This window comes from Bacillus sp. FSL K6-3149, from assembly GCF_038630515.1.
Lineage (GTDB): Bacteria > Bacillota > Bacilli > Bacillales > Bacillaceae > Bacillus > Bacillus pumilus.
In genome coordinates this window covers 822,988-843,017 of the sequence record NZ_CP152034.1, presented here as the reverse complement: position 1 = coordinate 843,017, position 20,030 = coordinate 822,988, and the positions used below count along the sequence as shown (strand labels likewise).

The 20,030-nt window shown below is 40.0% G+C and carries 16 protein-coding genes; 10 read left to right on the top strand and 6 right to left on the bottom strand.

The window, feature by feature from the left end:
• Positions 1-249 precede the first annotated feature (249 nt).
• From MHB83_RS04330 to MHB83_RS04320, 3 genes are read left to right on the top strand one after another with little or no spacing between them, the layout of a single operon-like run.
• Entirely contained in the window at positions 250-2,109 is a 1,860-nt protein-coding gene (locus tag MHB83_RS04330; RefSeq protein ID WP_212045754.1) for a beta-glucoside-specific PTS transporter subunit IIABC, read from the top strand.
• Between the two features lie 4 nt (positions 2,110-2,113).
• Entirely contained in the window at positions 2,114-3,580 is a 1,467-nt protein-coding gene (locus tag MHB83_RS04325) for a glycoside hydrolase family 1 protein (protein WP_342496665.1), read from the top strand.
• A 30-nt stretch (positions 3,581-3,610) separates the two neighbouring features.
• Positions 3,611-4,459, top strand: coding sequence for a PRD domain-containing protein (locus MHB83_RS04320; RefSeq protein ID WP_003215356.1), 849 nt, complete (start codon positions 3,611-3,613; stop codon positions 4,457-4,459).
• Positions 4,460-4,560: 101 nt separating this feature from the next.
• On the opposite strand, the gene MHB83_RS04315 is transcribed toward MHB83_RS04320, so the two are convergent.
• From MHB83_RS04315 to MHB83_RS04295, 5 genes are all read right to left on the bottom strand, one after another.
• Complete coding sequence (locus tag MHB83_RS04315) at positions 4,561-5,739, bottom strand: Rap family tetratricopeptide repeat protein (RefSeq protein ID WP_226804505.1); 1,179 nt, start codon at positions 5,737-5,739, stop codon at positions 4,561-4,563.
• 641 nt (positions 5,740-6,380) lie between these two features.
• Entirely contained in the window at positions 6,381-7,145 is a 765-nt protein-coding gene (locus MHB83_RS04310) for an ABC transporter ATP-binding protein (RefSeq protein WP_342496664.1), read from the bottom strand.
• A gap of 13 nt (positions 7,146-7,158) precedes the next feature.
• The gene (locus tag MHB83_RS04305; protein ID WP_309216108.1) at positions 7,159-9,486 is read right to left on the bottom strand and encodes an ABC transporter permease; all 2,328 of its coding nucleotides are present in this window, start codon (positions 9,484-9,486) and stop codon (positions 7,159-7,161) included.
• Positions 9,483-10,736, bottom strand: coding sequence for an MFS transporter (locus tag MHB83_RS04300; RefSeq protein ID WP_342496663.1), 1,254 nt, complete (start codon positions 10,734-10,736; stop codon positions 9,483-9,485). The genes MHB83_RS04305 and MHB83_RS04300 overlap by 4 nt, the downstream gene beginning before the upstream one ends.
• Positions 10,737-10,805: 69 nt before the next feature.
• Positions 10,806-11,456 (bottom strand): TetR/AcrR family transcriptional regulator, encoded by a 651-nt coding sequence (locus MHB83_RS04295; protein WP_050944607.1) that lies wholly within the window; start codon positions 11,454-11,456, stop codon positions 10,806-10,808.
• A gap of 161 nt (positions 11,457-11,617) precedes the next feature.
• Here MHB83_RS04295 and MHB83_RS04290 point away from each other — a divergent pair, with 161 nt between their 5' ends.
• The 7 genes from MHB83_RS04290 (at position 11,618) to MHB83_RS04260 (ending at position 18,376) form a co-directional block, all read left to right on the top strand.
• Positions 11,618-12,730 (top strand): sugar diacid recognition domain-containing protein, encoded by a 1,113-nt coding sequence (locus MHB83_RS04290; protein WP_342496662.1) that lies wholly within the window; start codon positions 11,618-11,620, stop codon positions 12,728-12,730.
• A 117-nt stretch (positions 12,731-12,847) separates the two neighbouring features.
• Complete coding sequence (locus MHB83_RS04285) at positions 12,848-14,119, top strand: GntP family permease (RefSeq protein WP_106032022.1); 1,272 nt, start codon at positions 12,848-12,850, stop codon at positions 14,117-14,119.
• Positions 14,120-14,150: 31 nt separating this feature from the next.
• Positions 14,151-15,290 carry a glycerate kinase gene (locus tag MHB83_RS04280; RefSeq protein ID WP_106035762.1) on the top strand — a complete coding sequence of 380 codons (1,140 nt, stop codon included), beginning with the start codon at positions 14,151-14,153 and terminating at the stop codon, positions 15,288-15,290.
• 92 nt (positions 15,291-15,382) lie between these two features.
• A complete protein-coding gene (locus MHB83_RS04275; protein WP_003215145.1) occupies positions 15,383-15,721 on the top strand; it encodes a zinc ribbon domain-containing protein YjdM in 339 nt (112 codons plus the stop codon).
• Positions 15,722-16,046: 325 nt separating this feature from the next.
• A complete protein-coding gene (locus MHB83_RS04270; RefSeq protein ID WP_080984767.1) occupies positions 16,047-16,976 on the top strand; it encodes an ABC transporter ATP-binding protein in 930 nt (309 codons plus the stop codon).
• Complete coding sequence (locus MHB83_RS04265; protein ID WP_253621992.1) at positions 16,973-17,923, top strand: ABC transporter permease subunit; 951 nt, start codon at positions 16,973-16,975, stop codon at positions 17,921-17,923. Before MHB83_RS04270 ends, MHB83_RS04265 begins: the two co-directional genes overlap by 4 nt.
• A 24-nt stretch (positions 17,924-17,947) precedes the next feature.
• Positions 17,948-18,376 carry a DUF4064 domain-containing protein gene (locus tag MHB83_RS04260; RefSeq protein ID WP_253621993.1) on the top strand — a complete coding sequence of 143 codons (429 nt, stop codon included), beginning with the start codon at positions 17,948-17,950 and terminating at the stop codon, positions 18,374-18,376.
• A gap of 40 nt (positions 18,377-18,416) precedes the next feature.
• Here the strand turns inward: MHB83_RS04260 and MHB83_RS04255 are convergent, their stop codons facing one another.
• Positions 18,417-19,745, bottom strand: coding sequence for a citrate:proton symporter (locus MHB83_RS04255; protein ID WP_058013273.1), 1,329 nt, complete (start codon positions 19,743-19,745; stop codon positions 18,417-18,419).
• Positions 19,746-20,030: the final 285 nt, after the last annotated feature.

Genomic DNA, 20,030 nt, shown 5'->3' with positions numbered 1-20,030 from the left:
AAGGTTGTTTTAATTAAATTAAAGAAAATCAATTTAGGTATATAGACCTTAATAAATTTTAAAAAAATAAATGTTGACGCTTTCATATAATCGATATATACTAAAAACAAATCCAATATAAATAAATTAGACATGTGACTGGTCATGCAGGCAGGATCTAAAAACGATGAGTTTCTTTAATTTGTCGTTTTAGGTCCTTTTTTTATTGCCAAAATATAGGTCTCATGTATGAGAAAAGGGGGAGAAACAATGGATTACACACAGGTTGCCAAAGATGTTTTAAAGCATGTTGGTGGTAAAGAAAACATTGCGCATCTTGAGCACTGTTCCACAAGACTTCGCTTCACACTAATTGATCAGAAAAAAGCAGATGTACCAGCACTAGAAAAAACACCAGGTGTCATAGCTGTCAGAATGTCAGGACAATGCCAAGTGGTGATTGGGAATGACGTGATTGAAGTGTATCAAGAGGTAACAAGACTAATGGGCAGCAGCTCATCGGGGCAAGTCGTGCCATCTAATCAGCCAAAAGAAAAAAGAAAAATAGGCACAGTTCTGTTAGATTTCATTGTCGGTGTCTTCCAGCCGCTTGTTCCAGCTATCGCAGGCGGAGGGATTTTAAAATCATTTCTTCTCCTTTTCTCTCTATTAGGCTGGATGGATGCAAAGGGTCAAACCTATCAAATATTGAACATGGTAGGGGACGCACCTCTTTACTTCCTGCCTTTACTAGTCGCTGTAACGACGGCGAATAAACTAAAGGTAAACCCATTGGTCGCATTATCAGCAGTCGGTGCGCTTCTTCTTCCGAACATGACGGCTATGCTTACTGAAGGTGCGCAATTGCTGTCATTCGACGTAAAAAATATAGCTTATGCGTATCAAGTGTTCCCAGCAATCCTTTCTGTATTGCTGTACGCTCAAATGGAAAAATTCTTTACACGATTTTCACCAAAACCAATTCGGATTTTCTTTGTTCCAATGATGTCATTAGTCATTACTGTACCAGTTACATTACTTCTATTAGGACCGATTGGTTTTACAGCAGGACAAGGTTTTTCATCCATCATTCTTGCAATGTTTAATACAGTAGGATGGGTAGCTGTCGCGATTTTAGCAGCAGTCCTTCCATTCATGGTCGCATCAGGTATGCACAAAGCGATGGTCCCTTATGCAGTCACAACGATGGGTACCCTTGGGAAAGAAGCACTTTATTTGCCAGCATCACTTGCGCATAATATTGCGGAAAGTGGAGCGTGTTTCGCTGTAGCACTACGCACAAAAGACAAGGTACTCAGATCAACAGCCATTTCGGCAGGGATTTCAGCATTTTTTGGTATCACAGAGCCTGCTTTGTATGGTGTGACACTTCAAAATAAGCGAGTCCTTGGAAGTGTCATGATTGGTTCGTTTGTTGGCGGGATCTTCATTGGATTAGTTGGTATACAAGCCTTTGTACTTGTTGGCCCTGGATTAGCAAGTATGTCGATGTTTATATCAGATGAGCTCCCACGAAATCTAATGTTTGCAGTCATTGGAGCAGTCATTTCCTTTATTGTCGCCTTTATCGCTGCTTTTGTATTAGGTAAGGATAAAACAGTAGAAGAAAAGACAAATGATCAAGCGGCATTTGCTGAACAAATTGGAGCAGGTGAAACATTCAAAAGTCCTGTGATTGGTCAAATGATCTCTCTATCTGAAGTAAAAGATGATATTTTCTCTTCAAAGGTCATGGGAGACGGAATTGCCATTGTCCCTTCAGAAGGAGCGCTTTACGCACCAGTAGATGGTGAGGTGACCATGCTGTTCGAAACAAATCATGCACTTGGTATGAAAACGGACCAAGGGGTTGAAGTACTATTCCACATTGGCATTGATACCGTTCAACTGCAAGGACAGTATTTTCATCCAAAAGTGCAGGCAGGAGAACGTGTTCAAGCAGGAGATTTACTGATTGAATTTGATGTAGAAAAAATCATAGCTGCAGGTTATGATCCAGTTACACTTGCTGTCATCACAAATACAGATCAATATGATATAAAGGTACAGCCATTACAAGAGGTCAATCGTCAAGATACATTGATGGTTGTCACACAATTAGGAGGCTAAACATATGACAACAATTAAAGGTTTTCCAAAAGGGTTTTTATGGGGCGGCGCAATTGCCGCCAACCAGGCAGAAGGCGCTTGGAATATAGATGGAAAGGGACCATCAGTTGCAGATATTGCAATGTATCGTTCCAATTTAAGTGTAGAAGATTATGAAGGACATCTTGCTGTGACTTCTGAAAATATAGATCGTGCAATAAAAGACCCAGACGATAAAAAGTACCCTAAACGAAGAGGGGTTGATTTCTATCACCACTATAAAGAGGATTTGGCTCTATTTGCTGAAATGGGCTTTAAAACACTTCGCATTTCTATTGCGTGGAGTCGGATCTTCCCTACTGGAGAAGAAGCTGAACCAAATGAAAAAGGGCTGCAATTCTATGATCGTGTATTTGCCGAAATGAAAAAACTCAATATAGAACCGATTGTGACACTCTCTCATTATGAAATTCCTTTAGCCCTTAGTGTGAAATATAACGGCTGGGTGGAAAGAAAAGTGGTCGATCTCTTTGTGAAGTTCGCCAATGTTTGTTTCGAACGTTATCAACATGATGTGAAATATTGGCTCACCTTTAATGAAATTGATAGTATTCACCGCCACTCATTTATTACAGCAGGAATTATTCCTGATCGTTGCCCAGAAGGTAAAGTAGAAGAGACGGTGTATCAAGCGCTCCATCATCAATTTGTTGCATCTGCTCTTGTAACAGCTGATTGCCATCGTATTATCCCAGGCAGTCAGGTTGGATGTATGCTGACAAAATTGACAACGTATCCGCATACGTGTCACCCGAATGATGTGGAACAAGCCTTAAAACAAAACTTAGAAAACTATTTCTATGCAGATGTTCAGGTGTTTGGCGAATATCCGGCACTGATTACACGGATGCTTGAGAGAAAAAATATTCATATTCAAATGGAAGCAGATGATCTCAACATTCTAAAAGAAAACACAGTCGATTTCATCTCATTTAGCTACTATATGTCTTTAACTGAATCAGCTCAAGAAGGGTTAGAACAGACAGAAGGAAATACGATTCGAGGAGTCAAAAACCCTTATCTGCCTTCAACTGACTGGGGCTGGCAAATTGATCCGGTTGGTCTGAAAATTTCTTTAATCGAACTGTATGATCGCTATCAAAAACCTCTTATCATTGTCGAAAATGGAATGGGTGCAAAGGATAAAGTTGAAAGTGATGGCTCTATCCATGACGACTATCGGATTAACTATTTTAAAGAGCATTTCCGTCAGATGAGAGAAGCGATTGAAGAGGGCGTCGATCTCTTTGGATATACGAGTTGGGGCTCCATTGATATTATTAGTGCAGGTACATCACAAATGTCAAAACGCTATGGCTTTATTCACGTAGATCAAGATGATGATGGGAACGGAACATTAAAACGATCTCGAAAAGACTCATTTTATTGGTACCAAAAAGTCATTGAGACAAATGGTGAAGCGCTTGATTGAACACCACAATCATGAAAATAGGTGATGACGATGTTTAAAATCAAAAAAGTTTTAAACTCGAGTGTGGTCCTGGCTGAAGATCAGAACCAACAGGAGATGGTTTTGTTTGGCCGTGGGATTGGCTATGGACAGAAACCGGGTCAAATGATAGAAGAGAAAAAAGCGGACCAAGTCTTTATGTCAGTCGATAACATGAGAGCAAAAGAATTTCTTCAATTGTTAGATTCTATGCCTCAAGAGTTTATCGATTTAACTCAGCGCATCGTCCAATATGCAGAAAAACGGTTAAATTCAAATCTAAATTCAGGCGTTTATTTTACCTTAATGGATCATTTGAATTTTGCTGTTGAACGACATAAAAAGAATATTAATATTACGAATCGCGTGTACTGGGAAATCAAAAATTACTATACTGAAGAATTTGAAGTAGGGAAGTACGCTCTTGAGTTAGTAAATGATACATTGGGCATACAATTACCAAAAGAAGAAGCTGCCAATATCGCCTTTCACCTAATCAATGCATTAGGTGAAGAATCCGATTCAAAAGATAGCATGAAATATGCCAAAATGATCGGGAGCATTGTCAATCTTGTGCGCTATACATTGAATATGAAAATGGACCAAGATAATATTCATTACAGTCGGTTCATTACACATGTGAAATTCTTTGTAGAGAGGTTTTATGCAAATAAATTACTGTCGGATCAAGAAAATGAGTTGTTTGAACAAATTGCACACTTGTATCCTCAGGCGATGGATGTTGCTTTTAAAATCAAAGATTATATTAAACAGGTGCATAGTATCGTCATTCCTAATGATGAGCTTACTTATCTTGCGGTACATATACACCGCCTCATATCTTATCAGCAATTAAAATAATGGTGGAACCACTTGCCTTGTGATCAGGCAAGTGGTTCTTTGCTGTGATCAATTTTTAATATTAAGTTCCGATAGGTCGTTCTGTTGTGCCAGGATTCGTCTCATTTAACGAATTGAAAGACACTGTTTGTCCGAAAACAACGATGGTTAAAGCAAGGATCAATAAACTCATTTTTTTCATTAGAATTCCTCCATTCAAATATAGGATGGTTCATGTGATAGGCTTCCTTCAAAAAGAGATAGGCTTGATGAATGGCACCTAAATCTTCAAAGTGTTTTGCAGCTAGTGCACTTAATTCACAGGCACCTTCAGCATCCTTTAATTCTTTTAGAATGCTGATTTCCTCGAAACAGGCTTGAGCTTTTTGAGACATATCCTCAGTAAAATATAGATGGTAAAGCAAATTCATTTTTGCTGTATAGATGGGGCATTTCTCTGATTCGTGTTTTTGGTTGACCAATTCGAAGTAATAGAGAGCTTGTGTTCTTTCATCAATAGAGAGCAGCTCTTTGACTAACATAAACATGGTGTGATGGAAATAGCACGATGAGAGGTAGTTTTCATCACTTAGAGCCTTTTCTAGAGCATCGATACATTTTTTCGATTCTCCAGCTTCGGCATACAGAATACTGATATTATGAAAAAGCTGTGAAGTTAGAAAATGATCATTTAGATTGTCAGCGATGTGTAATGCTTTTTTGTAGTAGTTTTCTGCTCTTGTGAAGTCGCCAATATCCATATAGTTAGCAGCGGCGATGACAATGGCTGTCGCTAATCTTCTTTCATATCCTTCATGACTTTTGAAAATATCTATAGCATTCTGAATATAGTGAAGAGAAATTAGGCTTTGACGAAGTAGCATATATAAGTTTGCGATTTTCGTATGGAATTCAGCTACTTCTATTTCATCCGGAATGTTTTGCAGTTTTTTCTCGGCAATTTTAAACAGTCCAATGGCTGATGCATAGTCTCTGTTATATGAAGCGTAAAGGGCTTTGTATAGGTAAAAATAGTATTCAATTAAGTCGTTTGTTTTAGAGGGGCAATCTAACTCTGTCTGTTCATTCAGTTTTTTACCTCTTCGTTCATATATCATGAGTTTATACTTGCCTTCTAGCAATGAATAATAAGTCAATACCTCCTGATTCTCTTCCATTTCTTGAAGCAATTGCTTTAATTCTGTGTACATTGCGTTAGCACTTTGTACATCATGTTTGCGAATCGCAATTCGCCAATCATTTAAACGGTTCCCCACCTGTTCAGCAGAAATGATAGCCATGAAATTTCACCTCTTTAAGATCCTTTCACCTGTTTCACTAAAAAACGATATCACAATTTTTGGAAGAATATAATCATTTCTGTGAGGTGATTGCCAAGAGGTAATAAAAAGGACCTATGGTCATGTGATGTACGAAATTGTAATGGTGATTGAATGTTTATACAAATGATTAAAATCTTTTTTTAATCGTCTAAAAAAGAAATATATACAATGGATTTTATGATTATGATCAAAAATATCACTGGTATATTACAAATAAAGAGATTTTAGTTAATCGCTGGGTAAGTTGGAAGGTCGATCTATTAAAGAAAATCAGTTATGATGATGCTAGATCAAATTTGGAATAGAAACGGATAGAAGCAGACAAAAATTAGTCTGTTGGAAAGGATGTTGATATGAAAAAAAGATTTAAAAACTTAAATTGGCAAATCACAGTGATTATGGCGACGCTGTTACTTGTTTTAGTGACTCTGTATATGTCAAAGAGATACTTTTATAGCAAAGAAATCGAATTGCTGACAGAATCTTGTCAACAAGTAGGCGGCAAAATCATACTAGAGACTAATAGTTTGTCTATGGATTATTCATTTGAGTGCCAGGAAAAGTAAAACAGGCAGAAAGGCTGCCTGTTTTATTCCAACTTAAAACCCTAAATCTTGAAGCCATTGATTTAATCTGGTCTCCCGTTTCTCGGCAGTTGACTCATCATCATATCTCCCTAAATGTAAGCTAGCCGTTATTTCTCCGTCATTCATAAACATGATTCTTTCAGAACGAAGAGCAACCTTTGGGTCATGTGTGACAAGCAGTAGTGTCGCTCCTTCAGAATGGATTTTAGAAAATATATTCATCACTTCCTTCGTTGCATGGGAGTTAAGAGCACCTGTTGGTTCATCAGCGAAAAGAATGTCTGGTTCATTCATAAGTGCTCGACAGATAGAGGCTCTTTGAAGCTGACCTCCTGATACTTCTGACAAATATCTATCTGCTAAATGATCAATATTAAGTTTCTCCATTAAATATCTAGCTCGCTCATTCACTTCTTTTCTTGGCTTTTTCTTTGTTAAGTAAGCTGCAGCAATGATGTTATCAAATAGAGTAAGATTTTTTAGTAAGTGGCTGTGTTGAAAGACAAATCCCATATCTGTTAAACGCAGAGCAGTTAACTGTTTATCTGTCATTTCTGATAATAAACTGCCTTTATATTTGATCTCTCCTGTTGAGGCTGATTCTATCCCGCTAAGCTGATAAAGCAAGGAGGTTTTCCCGCATCCGGAAGGTCCCATAATGGTCACAAATTCCCCAGGATTTATCGATAAATAGATATCTTTAAGAATGATTTGTTTCTGTCCTTTTAAAGAATCAATTTGCAAAGACAATCGCTTTGTTTCAATCAAGTGTTCCATGTGAAACATCTCCTTATGAAAGTGTATGACGTGTAGTTTGACTAGTAAAAAACGTCTTCAATAACGAAGCAGTTAAAGCTAAGCTGACAATCAATAGTGTGATTGGGTACACAACTGACACCCATTGTGGTGCCAGCCACTGGAGGCTTGATGCCCCTAAGGATGCGCCACCTACACTCATTAAAGCTGGTCCAATCGTGTGGACAGCGATCGTGCCAATAAATGTGCCCAAAAAGATAACGACGATAAAACTTGTGATATATTGTACTGTTACATCTTTTTTAGAAAATCCAATCGTTCGTAATAAATGGTTTCGGCTTGAATCTTTTGCTTTTAACATGTGCAGAAACATGAATAACATCAAACTGGCGGTTCCAAAAGCAGCTAATGTAGAAAAAAATGCAACGACTTTTACTAAAGATGCTGTGCTGCCGATTGTTTGATGAACGTATTCTTTCATATCTGTCACTTTTGCAGGAGATATCTCTTTTTCAAATACTGTCTTTTTCTTCGCAATTTCTACTCCTTGGTTTAGTTGGATTTGAATAGTTTTCCAAAGAGTTGTTTGAGGAAATGGTTGTGATATTGCTTTTGCTGTTTTCCCGCCGTTGGTGACATCCTGATAAATGCCAGTCACAGTTTTTTGAATTTCCTGCCCGTTTGTTACGAGAGTAATTTTTTCTCCAACCTTTTTCTGAAGTGAATCTGAGCTGAGCACTGATAAGGCAATTTCTTTATTCTTTAAAGGCTGTCGCCCTTGTAAATAGGTGAGAGGAAATGCTGAGAGATTACCTGTTTCTAAATAGAGTGTTTCTAATGAATTCTCCTTTGATTTTGCCTGAAGAGAAGTTGTTTCATATATGGCTAATGCATGAATATCTCGATCTTCACGGATCATTGATTCTATTTTATTAGTATTTTCCTCTAGATGATTTCCTTGTCGTATATCAATTCGAAGGTCACTTTGACCAGAGCCAAGATATGTGATGAAATCCGGCGATTGTAAGGTGTACCATAGCTGAATAGGCAGCAGCATCAAAAATGTACAAAGGGCCATAATACAAGTAATCGTTGTGTACAACTTCTTTCGTGATAACAGATCTTTTAAACCAAGCCAAATATTGACTGATATGAACCTGTTTTTCTTGAGATGCAAGGGTATTTGTTTTTTATCATTCGTTGAAATGACGCTACCTTGAAGTGCTTGAGCGGCTGATACTCGACCAAACTTTCTTAGGACAGTATAGCTGCAAGAAATGATGATCATTGCCATCACAATAGAAACACAAAGCGGGATGAACCAATAAGTAAAAGAAGGCTGATTCCCCATGTATCGCTGAATATTGGCTGTAAACATATCACCAAATATAAGAGTTAACCCATATCCTGCTATACACCCTATACCAGCAAGGAAGGCATACTTTCCAACGTATAATTGCTTGATTTTTGTTAAAGGAATCCCAAGCACCTTCAATATTCCAATTTCACGTTCGTCCTCTTCTATAGAAGCCGTCATAGCAAGATGAAGAGAGAGAAGAGCTATACCGATGAGCAGCATGCAAACAAGTAGGAGAATGGCAATCACCATTCCATCTGTCAATGCGTTCAGCATACGCAGCAAAGGTAATGTGACAGCTGGACCTTGTTGTGGAAGCTGTGATGACTGGTAGATTGCTTGAAAGGCATCTGCCTGCGCGGCATCATGCAGTAAAAATTCAATTAAATATTCCTTTTTATGAAACACTTGATTCATTGCGTCCCAATCCTTGTGATGAAGAAGGAATCTTTTCGAACTAACAAGACTGGGGTTCATTTGTGCATCTCGCAAGAATGCTTTAATACGGAAAGAGAATTGATTAGACCCTTTCCCAATCAGTAACGTTTCTCCTATTTTGAGATGATATCTTTGCTGAAAATAGATAGGGACAGCCACTTCACCTTTACTGACAGTGAGCTTTTCATTTTGTTCATTTAAAAGAAAATCAAAATAACGATTTTGTTTCACAAATAAATGATCCATCACACCTGCTTTGGCGGGTTCGTTTCCGAATTTGATATTTGCATGTTCAATTGGAATCATTGGGACGATTTGATGTGCTTTTACCATGGACTGCTTGCTTGAAAATGCCTCAATATCTTTTTCCTTTAGGCTGCCGTCATGCATTTGGACAAAGTCTGGTGCCTTGGCTGAATGGAGCAGATTAGAAATGGAACCATTCAGTTGTACTGTCATTTGAGCGGCACTTGTTGCTAGAAATGATGTCATCATAATGCATATGGTTAAACCGATGGAAATGAGACGGTGGCGGGTTAAGTCCTTCTTTATAAACGTCAGTCTCATGAGGCTGATTCTCCTTCATGTTGCAGCATATTTTTTGTTAAATAGGCAAGGGCAAACATGAAAGTACTGACTATTAGTACTGTCACATACATGTTTGCTGAAAACGTATTGAACAAGAATCCATACATCAATTGACCAAGCGGAGCAGCACATTGAGAAACCATTGTCAGATTGGCCATCACTTTTCCTAATTGACTATTTGGCGTTTTCTTTTGAACATGTGAAATCACAACGATTGAAATCATTGTAAGAAGCATAGCAATCGGAAGACATCCTGCTAGAAAGAGAAAATAAGCTGGATAAGTGCCAAATTGAAGAGCTGTGTTGGATGTAGAGAATGCGACAGGTAGCAAGATGATCGCGATGACGATCAGCCAGCGATATAAAGTAGGGATGCGCCAATGCTTTGCTACAAGTCCAACTAGCAGAGCTCCTGCGATGACAGCGAACTCAATCAAGCCCATGCCTACACCATACATGGTGTCACTGCTTTTCATTGTGACCCTTAAAATGATTGGACCACCTACGATAAAAAAGGGCGTGAGGATGAAATTTAACATTGCAGCAAGCAACATGGCTCTTTTTAAAAATGGCTGACTGCCAATATAGGAAAATCCCTGTTTCATATCTTTTACAAGCACTTTGCCCATAGTTTCCGTTAGGGGGCTAGGTGAGAAGGATATGTTTAACCGTAAAAGCATGCATGCTGATAGAAAAAACACGATGGCACTGGCACCTATAATGGATTGACTTCCAATCAGTCCGTACAGAACCCCGCCGATAATAGGAGCGAGAACACCTGAAAGTGCCTGCACGCCATTGACGATCCCGTTTGCTTGTTCTAATTGTTCCTGTTTTACTAACTGTGGAATGCTCGACATCACAGCGGGAGCATAGAACGTACTCATCACACCAAGAAGCACCATGACCGCTCCGATCATAAAGAGTGAATCATTGCCTGAGAATAACCAAAAATAAAAAGCCAGAATCATGATGCCGGTGAGAACATCAAATAAAATCATCAAGTTCCTTCTGTTAAACCGGTCAGCGATTGCGCCTGCTAAGGGGGAAAGAAGGAGCGGGACATTGGATAAAGCGAACAGTAAGGCATATAAGTCAACACGCTGAGTCATATCCAGCACGTGTAAAGATAGAACAAACCGAATTAAGGAAGACCCAAAAACGGAAATAATCTGTCCAAGCACGAGGTAAATAAAGTGGGATGAACCTCTTTTAGATAATAAAGCCATGGGTATCACTCTCCTTCTAGACCGACCGTCAGTCTATAGTGTATGCAGGATTGGTATTGAAGTGACCAATCACTGATTATGTTCATCAAGTTCTCCAGATAAACGTTTCAGAAGAAAGGAGAAGCTCCCCTTTTCTGCATGTAATGAGGATTCGAGGATATCGATAAAAGCTAGCGCGCGCTGCATACTCTCTTCGGCTGTCCATTGAAAAAGGCCCTCATCAAATATGACCTGTGCAGAAGCAAGAAGGAATTCCACCGTTTCTTGCGGGTACTTTGTTTTGAATGTCCCTTCTTCCACCCCTTGCTGAATGACATCAGCTAAAACGGGTGATAGTTCTTTAATCGCTTTGATTAAGCTTTTTTGGTGCATCTCTGCATTAGAAGGCTGATGGAATTGTTCAATCATGCCCTGTTTATTGCTTCCTTGCTGAGGCGATTGCGCCATGATAATGCGAAATAGTTTGTCGACGACTGGAAGGTCTGGCTCAGCCGCAATACGCTTCGCCACGATGATATCTGCTTTGATAATCCTGTCAATAATGGCATCCATCACTTCTTCTTTGGATGAAAAGTAATAATAAAAAGTGCCTTTTGCAATGCCAACAGCTTTCAGAATGTCGATAATCGTTGTTTGCTGATAGCCTTTGGTAGAAAAAAGCTCTTCGGCTGCGTTTAAGATGTCATTTTTACGTTCTTCAGGATGTTTAACTGTTCTCATAAAGCCATCCTTTCTTTTGACTAGACTGTCGGTCGGTCTCTTGATTTGATTAAACCCTTTTCAATGTATCTTTGTCAATGCCTCATTTTTAAACACTTTGCATTTATTGTGCAATGACACTATGATACATTGAATGAAAATACCTTCAGGAGAGATGCCTCATGAAATTTTTAACCACTGAATTGGCACAAGAAATGGTTGAGCGTACGATGCGTATTTTAGATAAAAATATCAATGTGATGAATGCGGATGGTGTCATCATTGGTTCTGGTGAACGAAACAGGATTGGTCAGAAACATGATGGTGCACGACTTGTTCTGACAAGCGGGGACAGTGTGGAAATTGACCACGAGGCGTCCTTACACTTAGAAGGAGTGAGACCAGGAATCAATTTGCCTATTTGCTTTCGTGAACAAGTAGTTGGTGTGATTGGCATTACTGGTGAGCCAGAGGACATTCGGCATCATGCCGAGCTGGTGAAAATGGCGGCTGAGCTGGTGTTAGAGCAGTCTTTTCTGCTTGAACGAGTTCAGTGGCGGCAGCGAATAGAGAGTGAAATTGTCAATCAGTTAATTTCTGATTCGGACGTTGGTGATCATCAGCTAAAGAACCGAGCTGCATGGCTGGGAATGGATTTAGATAAACGCCGAATGGCCATCATTTTTCAGCCAGTTCCATCCTCAGAAGACGCTGTGCATAAAATGATTCATGCGATTCAATACAATAAGAATGTGGATGATTTGCTTGGCATGACCTTTCGTCATGAATTGGTTCTTTTAAGGCAGCCGATTTCTGATCATTTTTTAAAGCATGTGGTTGGGCAGCTGCAAAGAACAATGGAAAAAGCAGTAGGAGGCCAGGTGCTGGTGGGGATAGGGACTGTCGCCGCCGACATAAGCCAGCTGTCATTGTCCTTTGAGCACGCAAGAGATTCCTTGAGGTTGGGGAAGGCTCTTGATCCGAAGGAAAGTATTTATTTTTTTGAATCTTATCAGCTGGAAAGGCTATTGATTACTGCAGGAGCTGTTGAAGAAAACAGTAGTTGGGTTGACTTTTACAAGCCAATAATACAAGAAGCGGAGCTTGCCCACACATTAAGAATTTACATTAAAGAAGGCGGTGATTTACAAAGAATTGTTGATCGTTTATTTATTCACAGGAATACATTGCGATATCGTTTAGATAAAATACAAGCTTTGACTGGAAAAGATCCCCGTCATGTGAAACAGTTGATGGAGCTTTATATGGCGCAGTTGATGAGTCAACTATCTTAATTGTGCATATGCACAATTGAATAAAGGAATAAATGAAAAAATTTCATCTAGATTCACAACCCGATCCCAGTTAGTAAACGCTTACAATTAAAGAAAGACATTTTGGGGGGATCAAAAATGAGTGGAGATGTGACAGTAAGTACACTAGGAGCCATGACGGCACTTGTGGTTGCGATTGTTCTTATTCTAAAAAAAGTATCACCTGCATATGGCATGCTGGCAGGTGCTTTCATAGGCGGCTTGGTAGGCGGTGTAGATATTGTTCAGACCGTCAACGTCATGATGGAAGGCGCTAAGGATATGATTCCAGCTGTCCTCAGAATTATGGCGGCAGGTGTCTTGGCTGGCGTTTTAATTGAGTCGGGTGCAGCTTTATCTATCGCCGAGGCGATTGTGAAGAAGCTTGGAGAGGCGAGGGCGTTATTAGCACTTGCACTGGCAACCATGATTTTAACAACAGTGGGTGTTTTTGTAGATGTAGCTGTTATCACGGTAGCGCCTATCGCACTTGCCATTGCCAAACGGGCAAAGCTGTCAAAAACGGGGATTTTACTCGCCATGATTGGAGGCGGGAAGGCAGGGAATATCATGTCACCGAATCCAAATGCCATTGCCGCTTCTGATGCTTTTGGTGTACCGCTTACTTCAATGATGGCTGCGGGTGTCATTCCGGCTGTGTTTGGATTGGCTGTTACATATGTGTTAGCTAAAAAGCTTGCAAAAAAAGGGACACCTGTTCTTGAAGAGGAAACCGCGTTAAGCAAAGTTGAAGTGCCAGCTTTTTTTCAAGCACTTGCGGGTCCGCTTGTCACCATTTTATTGTTGGCTTTAAGACCGCTTTTTCAAATCAATATAGACCCAATGATCGCCTTACCGATCGGAGGCATTATAGGCGCTCTTTTCATGAAAAAAGGGAAGTTTCTCAATGATTATGCGATGTCGGGGCTTCATAAAATGTCGGGTGTAGCGATTATGTTATTAGGGACAGGCACACTAGCAGGAATTGTATCAAATTCTTCCTTAAAAGATGTGTTTATTCAAGCACTCGATGCTTCGGGATTACCACCGTATTTACTTGCACCAGCTTCAGGGATATTTATGTCAGCCGCCACTGCTTCGACAACAGCAGGAACGGCGGTAGCGAGTGGCGTATTTAGCGGTACACTCATTGGGCTTGGTGTATCGGCTCTTTCAGGAGCAGCCATGATTCATGCTGGTGCAACTGTGCTTGATCATATGCCGCATGGGAGCTTTTTTCATGCAACAGCAGGAAGTGTTCAAATGGACATCAAAGAGCGGTTGAAACTCATGCCTTTTGAATCGTTAATTGGTTTGACATTAACTGTCGTATCGACCATTATTTTCGGCGTTTTTCAGTTGTTTGGCTGATGACATTTGATAAGAAACGAGGGGCTTTAGGATGAAAATTGTGATTGCACCAGATTCATTTAAAGAAAGTTTATCTGCATATGAGGTAGCATGTGCCATCGAACGAGGATTTCATGCGATTTTGCCAGACGCTGAATATATTAAACTTCCCATGGCAGATGGAGGAGAGGGAACTGTTCAATCACTAGTTGATGCGACCGGCGGGTACATGATCAATCAAGTAGTCACAGGCCCGCTTGGTGACCCTGTCGATGCCTTTTTTGGCATGTTAGGAGACGGTGAGACGGCCGTTATAGAGATGGCCGCAGCCTCTGGGTTACACCTTGTTCCGCAAGAAAAACGCAATCCGTTATTTACGACATCGAAAGGAACTGGGGAATTAATGATTGCGGCACTAGATCAAGGAGCAAAGCATGTCATCATTGGGCTTGGCGGAAGTGCAACAAATGATGGCGGCGTTGGGATGATGCAAGGATTAGGTGCGGCTTTTCTTGATCAAGCAGGACAGGAGCTATCGCCAGGCGGTGGAGCCCTTCATCAACTAGCTTCTATTGATCTATCTGGACTTGACCCAAGACTGCAATCCGTTCGGCTGGAGGCAGCCTGTGATGTGGATAATCCTTTAACAGGTAAGAGAGGAGCGTCTGTCGTATTTGGTCCTCAAAAAGGTGCAGATGAAGAAATGGTTCAAGTGTTAGACAAGAATTTAGCTCATTTTGCTCACATAGCAGAAAAGCAGTTTACTGTATCCTTTGAAGATGCAGCGGGGGCAGGAGCGGCAGGAGGGCTTGGTGCGAGTTTATTAGGCTTTTTACACGCCGATTTGCAAAGAGGAATTGACATTGTGCTGAAGGCTGTTCAGTTTGATGATGTCATCAAGGAGGCAGACCTAGTCATTACTGGGGAAGGCCGAATTGACCAGCAGACCATTTATGGAAAAACCCCAATCGGTGTAGCCAAAGCAGCAAAGCAGTATCACCTGCCTGTGATTGGTATCGCGGGCTCCCTCTCAAAAGACAGTGCTGTCGTACATGAGCATGGCATTGATGCACTTTTTAGTATCGTTCCAGGTGTAACTTCTCTTTCTGAGGCAATGAGAGATGGGGCTATTCATGTAGAAAGAACCGCTCGAAATATTGCGGCTGCTATATCAATTGGAAGAAATAAGTAAACGATGAAAAATGTTTCCTTTTCTATCACATTATTTCTATAGAAATGTGGTAAAATTGTATGAAATGCTATAGAAAGTTGGAGGAAACACAAATGTCTAATCTACCAAATTGTCCTTCATGCAGTTCAACGTATACTTATGAGGATGGCAGTCTGCTGGTTTGTCCTGAATGTGCGCATGAATGGTCACTTGAACAAGAACAAGCGGCAGAGGAGCAGCTTGTGGTCAAAGATGCGAATGGAAATCTATTAAGTGATGGGGATACGGTCACTGTCATTAAAGATTTAAAAGTAAAAGGCTCTTCTTCCGTTTTAAAAATAGGAACGAAGGTCAAAGGCATTCGTTTAGTGGAAGGCGATCATAACATTGATTGTAAAATTCCTAGCTTTGGGGCAATGAAGTTAAAATCAGAGTTTGTGAAAAAGGTATAATAACGAAAGGAGGCTGTCAGTAGAGGCCTCTTTTTCATTTCTTTATTTATAGGTGAAAGGAATAATCTTAAAAAAAATTCCATACATATATACCTGTTGAAAAAGGTTCATTTTAAAAAAATCAAGCCTCTTTTCACATAAAAGATTGTTGTTTTCTTAACCCTACCTTAAAAAAGGCAGAGGATTCTCTAAATTTTGCCTAATCCCCTTCACAACTTTTGGGCATTGCTGTACCATATGGAAGTGTTCTTCTATTTTTAACGGATCATGGTGTTTATCAGGAAATAGATGATAGATGATACTTAGACAAAGAAGGAGAGGTAACGTGACGAACGTTTTAGAACTGCATAATGTATCTAGGCATATTCACGGGAAAAAGATCGTTCAAGACTTGAGCTTTTCTGTCCAAGCGGGCGAAGTCTTTGGCTTCTTAGGACCAAACGGCGCAGGGAAAACAACAACCATTCGTATGATGGTCGGTCTTTCTCCAATTACATCTGGTGACATTCTGATTAATGGCCATAGTATTCAATCCTCATATCAGCATGCCATCCAAGATGTTGGTGCCATTATTGAAAACCCAGAAATGTATAATCATTTAACAGCCAGACAAAATCTTGTTCACTTTGCCAGAATGAATGGGAAAGTGGATGAAGGGCGAATTGATGAGCTGCTAGAGCTGGTCAGCTTACAGCACGTGAAACATAAGCGTGTCCGAACGTTTTCATTAGGCATGAAGCAGCGTTTAGGCATTGCGCAAGCACTTATACATAGACCAAAACTACTGATATTAGATGAGCCGACCAATGGACTTGATCCAGAGGGAATTCGCATGATACGAGATTACTTGAGAAGGCTTGCAAAGGAAGAAGGGCTAGCTGTCATTGTTTCAAGTCACCTCATGTCAGAAATGGAACTGATGTGTGATCGTTTTGCGATTATCCAAAAAGGAAAGCTGATTGCGATTGAGGATCAGCGTGCAGAGACGAATCAAGACGATTTGGTCAATTACCGAATGAAGGTCGCATCTGGTGAGCTGGCAGAAGCGCAGAAGCTCATCGGCGCATTTGAGGAAGGCACGACTGTAAGAGAAGAGGAGCAGTATTTATTCTTCTCCTTGCCAGAAGAGAAAATGCCGGAATTGATTCGTCATTTGAGCGGCGCGTCCATTCATTTGTACGAAATCAAAATAGAAAAACAAACCTTAGAAGATAAGTTCTTAAGCTTAACAGGTAAAAAGGAGGCAGACGTATGATACGCCTCATTCAAAACGAGTGGATGAAGATCAGTTATCGTGTTGGAACTTGGATTATGGTTGGACTTCTTGTTTTAGGTATGATTGCCACACTGATCTTTGCAGTGAAAACAAATGACAAAGATCAAGCTTCGGGTGATTGGAAAACCGAGCTGAGAATGGACAATAAAGAAAAGAAACAAAAATTGAAAGAGAATGATTTAGGATTTTATAAGAGATCCCTAGAAAAGGATATAGCAATTAATGAGTATCGCATCAAACATGATTTGCCTCCTGCGGATCAATTTGGTAAAAATGCATGGGCTTATGTGAAGATCAATGCTGATTTGCTTCAGCTGGTCGGTGTATTCGTGATTATCATTGCAGCCACGATTGTCTCGGCTGAATATAAGCATGGTACAATTAAATTATTGTTAATTCGTCCACCATCAAGAATGAAGATTCTCTTATCTAAATACTTTACCGTTCAACTTTACTCACTATTTCTTATCGCGGTTCTATTTGTCCTATCATTTATCTTAGGTGCGATATTCTTTGGATTAAATCATGATTATGTGTATTTGTCCTATCAAAATGGTGAAGTCATTGAACGATCTCAGCTTGCAAATATGGTTTCGTATTATTTGGCACATTGTGCTATGTTTGTTGTACTAGGGACACTTTCTTTTGCCATCTCAACGGTATTTAGAAGTGAGGCCATTTCTATTGCGATCAGTGTGTTAGCCTATATTGTTGGAGCATCCATCACAAGTATTTTGATGTTCTTCTTTGATTGGGCGAAATACTTATTGTTTGCAAACGATCCTGCACAATATTTTGCAGACACACCTACTTTTATCGAAGACATGTCTCTAGGATTCTCATTAACAGTCCTAGTGATCTATTGGGCTATTTTCTTAGCCATTGCCTTAATTGTCTTCCAAAAACGAGAAGTAAAAACAGGTTAATTTAAATTTTTAGGAGGTTTACACATGATTAGTCGTAAAGGTGAAAAAATTATGGGGATTATTAGTATTGTCCTCAATGCCATTGGTGTTGGATTTGGAGCATTAATCCTCTCGGTAGGTCCATCATTTTATAATGAAATTAATGAAGTGTTACAAGAGGAAGGCGAAACATTACCGATTGAAACGCTTCAAGCTTCAGTTAATGCATTTGGTACGCAGTTTATGGTCGTTTCTGGAATTGCAGCAGTGCTATCGATTGTCGCTGTGATTCTTTTGAAAACAGACCGCCGTGCCGTGATTTCAGGTGTTCTTTTCTTGGTGTCTGCTGTGACTCTTTTAATTGGAACAATCGGTCTTGCATTCGCTCCAATGGTTCTATTGTTTATCATTGGATTAATGTCTCTTATTAGAAAGCCGAATACAGACATTCACACGAGTGAATATCCTTCATAAAGAAAAAGACATGCGTCGCTGTGCGCATGTCTTTTTTTATTTAAATAATGCCTATCAGTTTGGCAACGATCAGTAGAACAATACTGAATCCCCACATCCAAAAGAATGAGTAGCGAATATGTTTTCCCATATCGACTCCTGCAAGACCGATCGCAAGCCAAACGGCTGGAGCGAGTGGACTGACAAAGGTTCCTATGATGTTTCCGATCATCATGGCATACGCCGCGGAAGTGCCCGTCACACCAACCTCAGATGTGATGGATTCGACAATTGGCAGAAGTGCATAATAATAAGCGTCTGTACTTGTCAGCATATCCAGTGGTACCCCAAACATCCCGACAATGATATGTAAAAATGGAAGTAGGAAAGCAGGTAGAATTTGAATGCTGTCCACAGCGATAGCTTTTAGCATTCCCGTTCCTTCGAGAATGCCTAGAAACGAACCTGCGGAGAAAATAACAGCGGCCATCATGAGTGCACTAGGTGCATGCGCCTTGATTCTCTCCATTTGTACATCCACTTTCGGATAGTTAATTAATAGTGCGAGAGAAAGACCAATCATAAACATATAACTAGCCGGAATCACGTTGAGCACAAGAAGGACAACTACGGCTATAAACAGAATGAAATTCACCCAAATCAAGTGATAACGTTTTAAAGCGGCATCACCTGTCTCGCTAATGGATTGAATAGCCCGGTCCCAATCTGCGCCTTCTAATTGAACAGCAGCGATTTCATTTGCGGCGATTTTGACGCGAATGCGTTTTTCTTCTCTTTTTCCTAAAATAAATGCCATCCCTAATACGAGAACGACCCCAATGAGCTGAATGGGGATGAGCGGCACCCAAAGTTCGGATGGGTCCATGTTCAACACACTTGCTGCCCGTCCTGTGGGGCCAGCCCACGGCACCATATTCGTTAAGCCGGCACTCGTCCCGATCAGTAGCAGCAATAAGTACGGACTCATATGTAATTTTTTATAAAGTGGAAGCAGTGCAGGTACAGTTAATAAAAATGTAGTCGCTCCTGCTCCGTCTAAATGAGCGATGACTCCTATTAGAGCTGTCCCCATCGCAACCGTGACTACATTTCCCCTAGTCAGTTTAATCAGCGTTTTTATTACAGGTTCAAAGAACCCTGTATCTTGTAAAATGCCAAAAAATAAAATGGCGAAAATGAACATGGTCGCCACTGGCAGTACTTTGATAATCCCTTCTTCAAAAAATGTTTGAATGTCATTAATCCCAAATCCTGCGATGAATGCCCCGATTAAAGGCACCATGACCATGGCAACAATTGGACTTGCTTTCCCCCAAATCAGCAATACAACAATCGTTAAAATAATCAACAATCCAACAAACGTTAACATAAGTCCCTCCCCCTACAATAAACCGTTTACATTTTCTTGCTCTTTTTATGACAATGCAGTCCCATATCTGCATTGAAAAAAAGGGTATCAAAAATATGAGTATTAGGCAACCGCTTTCATACCTATAAAATGGTGAAAAAGGATGGTCGAACCAGTATTGGCGCAGGATGAAACATGTCAAAAAATTTAGATAAAATATAAAGATTCAAGTTTATATATAAAATACATAAATTTATATAGGTATTTAGATTTATTAAAATGAAAGAAGCGTCCAATGAGTAGACG

Coding starts and splice junctions, on each gene's coding strand:
- MHB83_RS04330 (WP_212045754.1), top strand. CDS start 250: ATGGATTACACACAGGTTGCCAAAGATGTTTTAAAGCATGTTGGTGGT.
- MHB83_RS04325 (WP_342496665.1), top strand. CDS start 2,114: ATGACAACAATTAAAGGTTTTCCAAAAGGGTTTTTATGGGGCGGCGCA.
- MHB83_RS04320 (WP_003215356.1), top strand. CDS start 3,611: ATGTTTAAAATCAAAAAAGTTTTAAACTCGAGTGTGGTCCTGGCTGAA.
- MHB83_RS04315 (WP_226804505.1), bottom strand. CDS start 5,739: ATGGCTATCATTTCTGCTGAACAGGTGGGGAACCGTTTAAATGATTGG.
- MHB83_RS04310 (WP_342496664.1), bottom strand. CDS start 7,145: ATGGAACACTTGATTGAAACAAAGCGATTGTCTTTGCAAATTGATTCT.
- MHB83_RS04305 (WP_309216108.1), bottom strand. CDS start 9,486: ATGAGACTGACGTTTATAAAGAAGGACTTAACCCGCCACCGTCTCATT.
- MHB83_RS04300 (WP_342496663.1), bottom strand. CDS start 10,736: ATGGCTTTATTATCTAAAAGAGGTTCATCCCACTTTATTTACCTCGTG.
- MHB83_RS04295 (WP_050944607.1), bottom strand. CDS start 11,456: ATGAGAACAGTTAAACATCCTGAAGAACGTAAAAATGACATCTTAAAC.
- MHB83_RS04290 (WP_342496662.1), top strand. CDS start 11,618: ATGAAATTTTTAACCACTGAATTGGCACAAGAAATGGTTGAGCGTACG.
- MHB83_RS04285 (WP_106032022.1), top strand. CDS start 12,848: ATGAGTGGAGATGTGACAGTAAGTACACTAGGAGCCATGACGGCACTT.
- MHB83_RS04280 (WP_106035762.1), top strand. CDS start 14,151: ATGAAAATTGTGATTGCACCAGATTCATTTAAAGAAAGTTTATCTGCA.
- MHB83_RS04275 (WP_003215145.1), top strand. CDS start 15,383: ATGTCTAATCTACCAAATTGTCCTTCATGCAGTTCAACGTATACTTAT.
- MHB83_RS04265 (WP_253621992.1), top strand. CDS start 16,973: ATGATACGCCTCATTCAAAACGAGTGGATGAAGATCAGTTATCGTGTT.
- MHB83_RS04260 (WP_253621993.1), top strand. CDS start 17,948: ATGATTAGTCGTAAAGGTGAAAAAATTATGGGGATTATTAGTATTGTC.
- MHB83_RS04255 (WP_058013273.1), bottom strand. CDS start 19,745: ATGTTAACGTTTGTTGGATTGTTGATTATTTTAACGATTGTTGTATTG.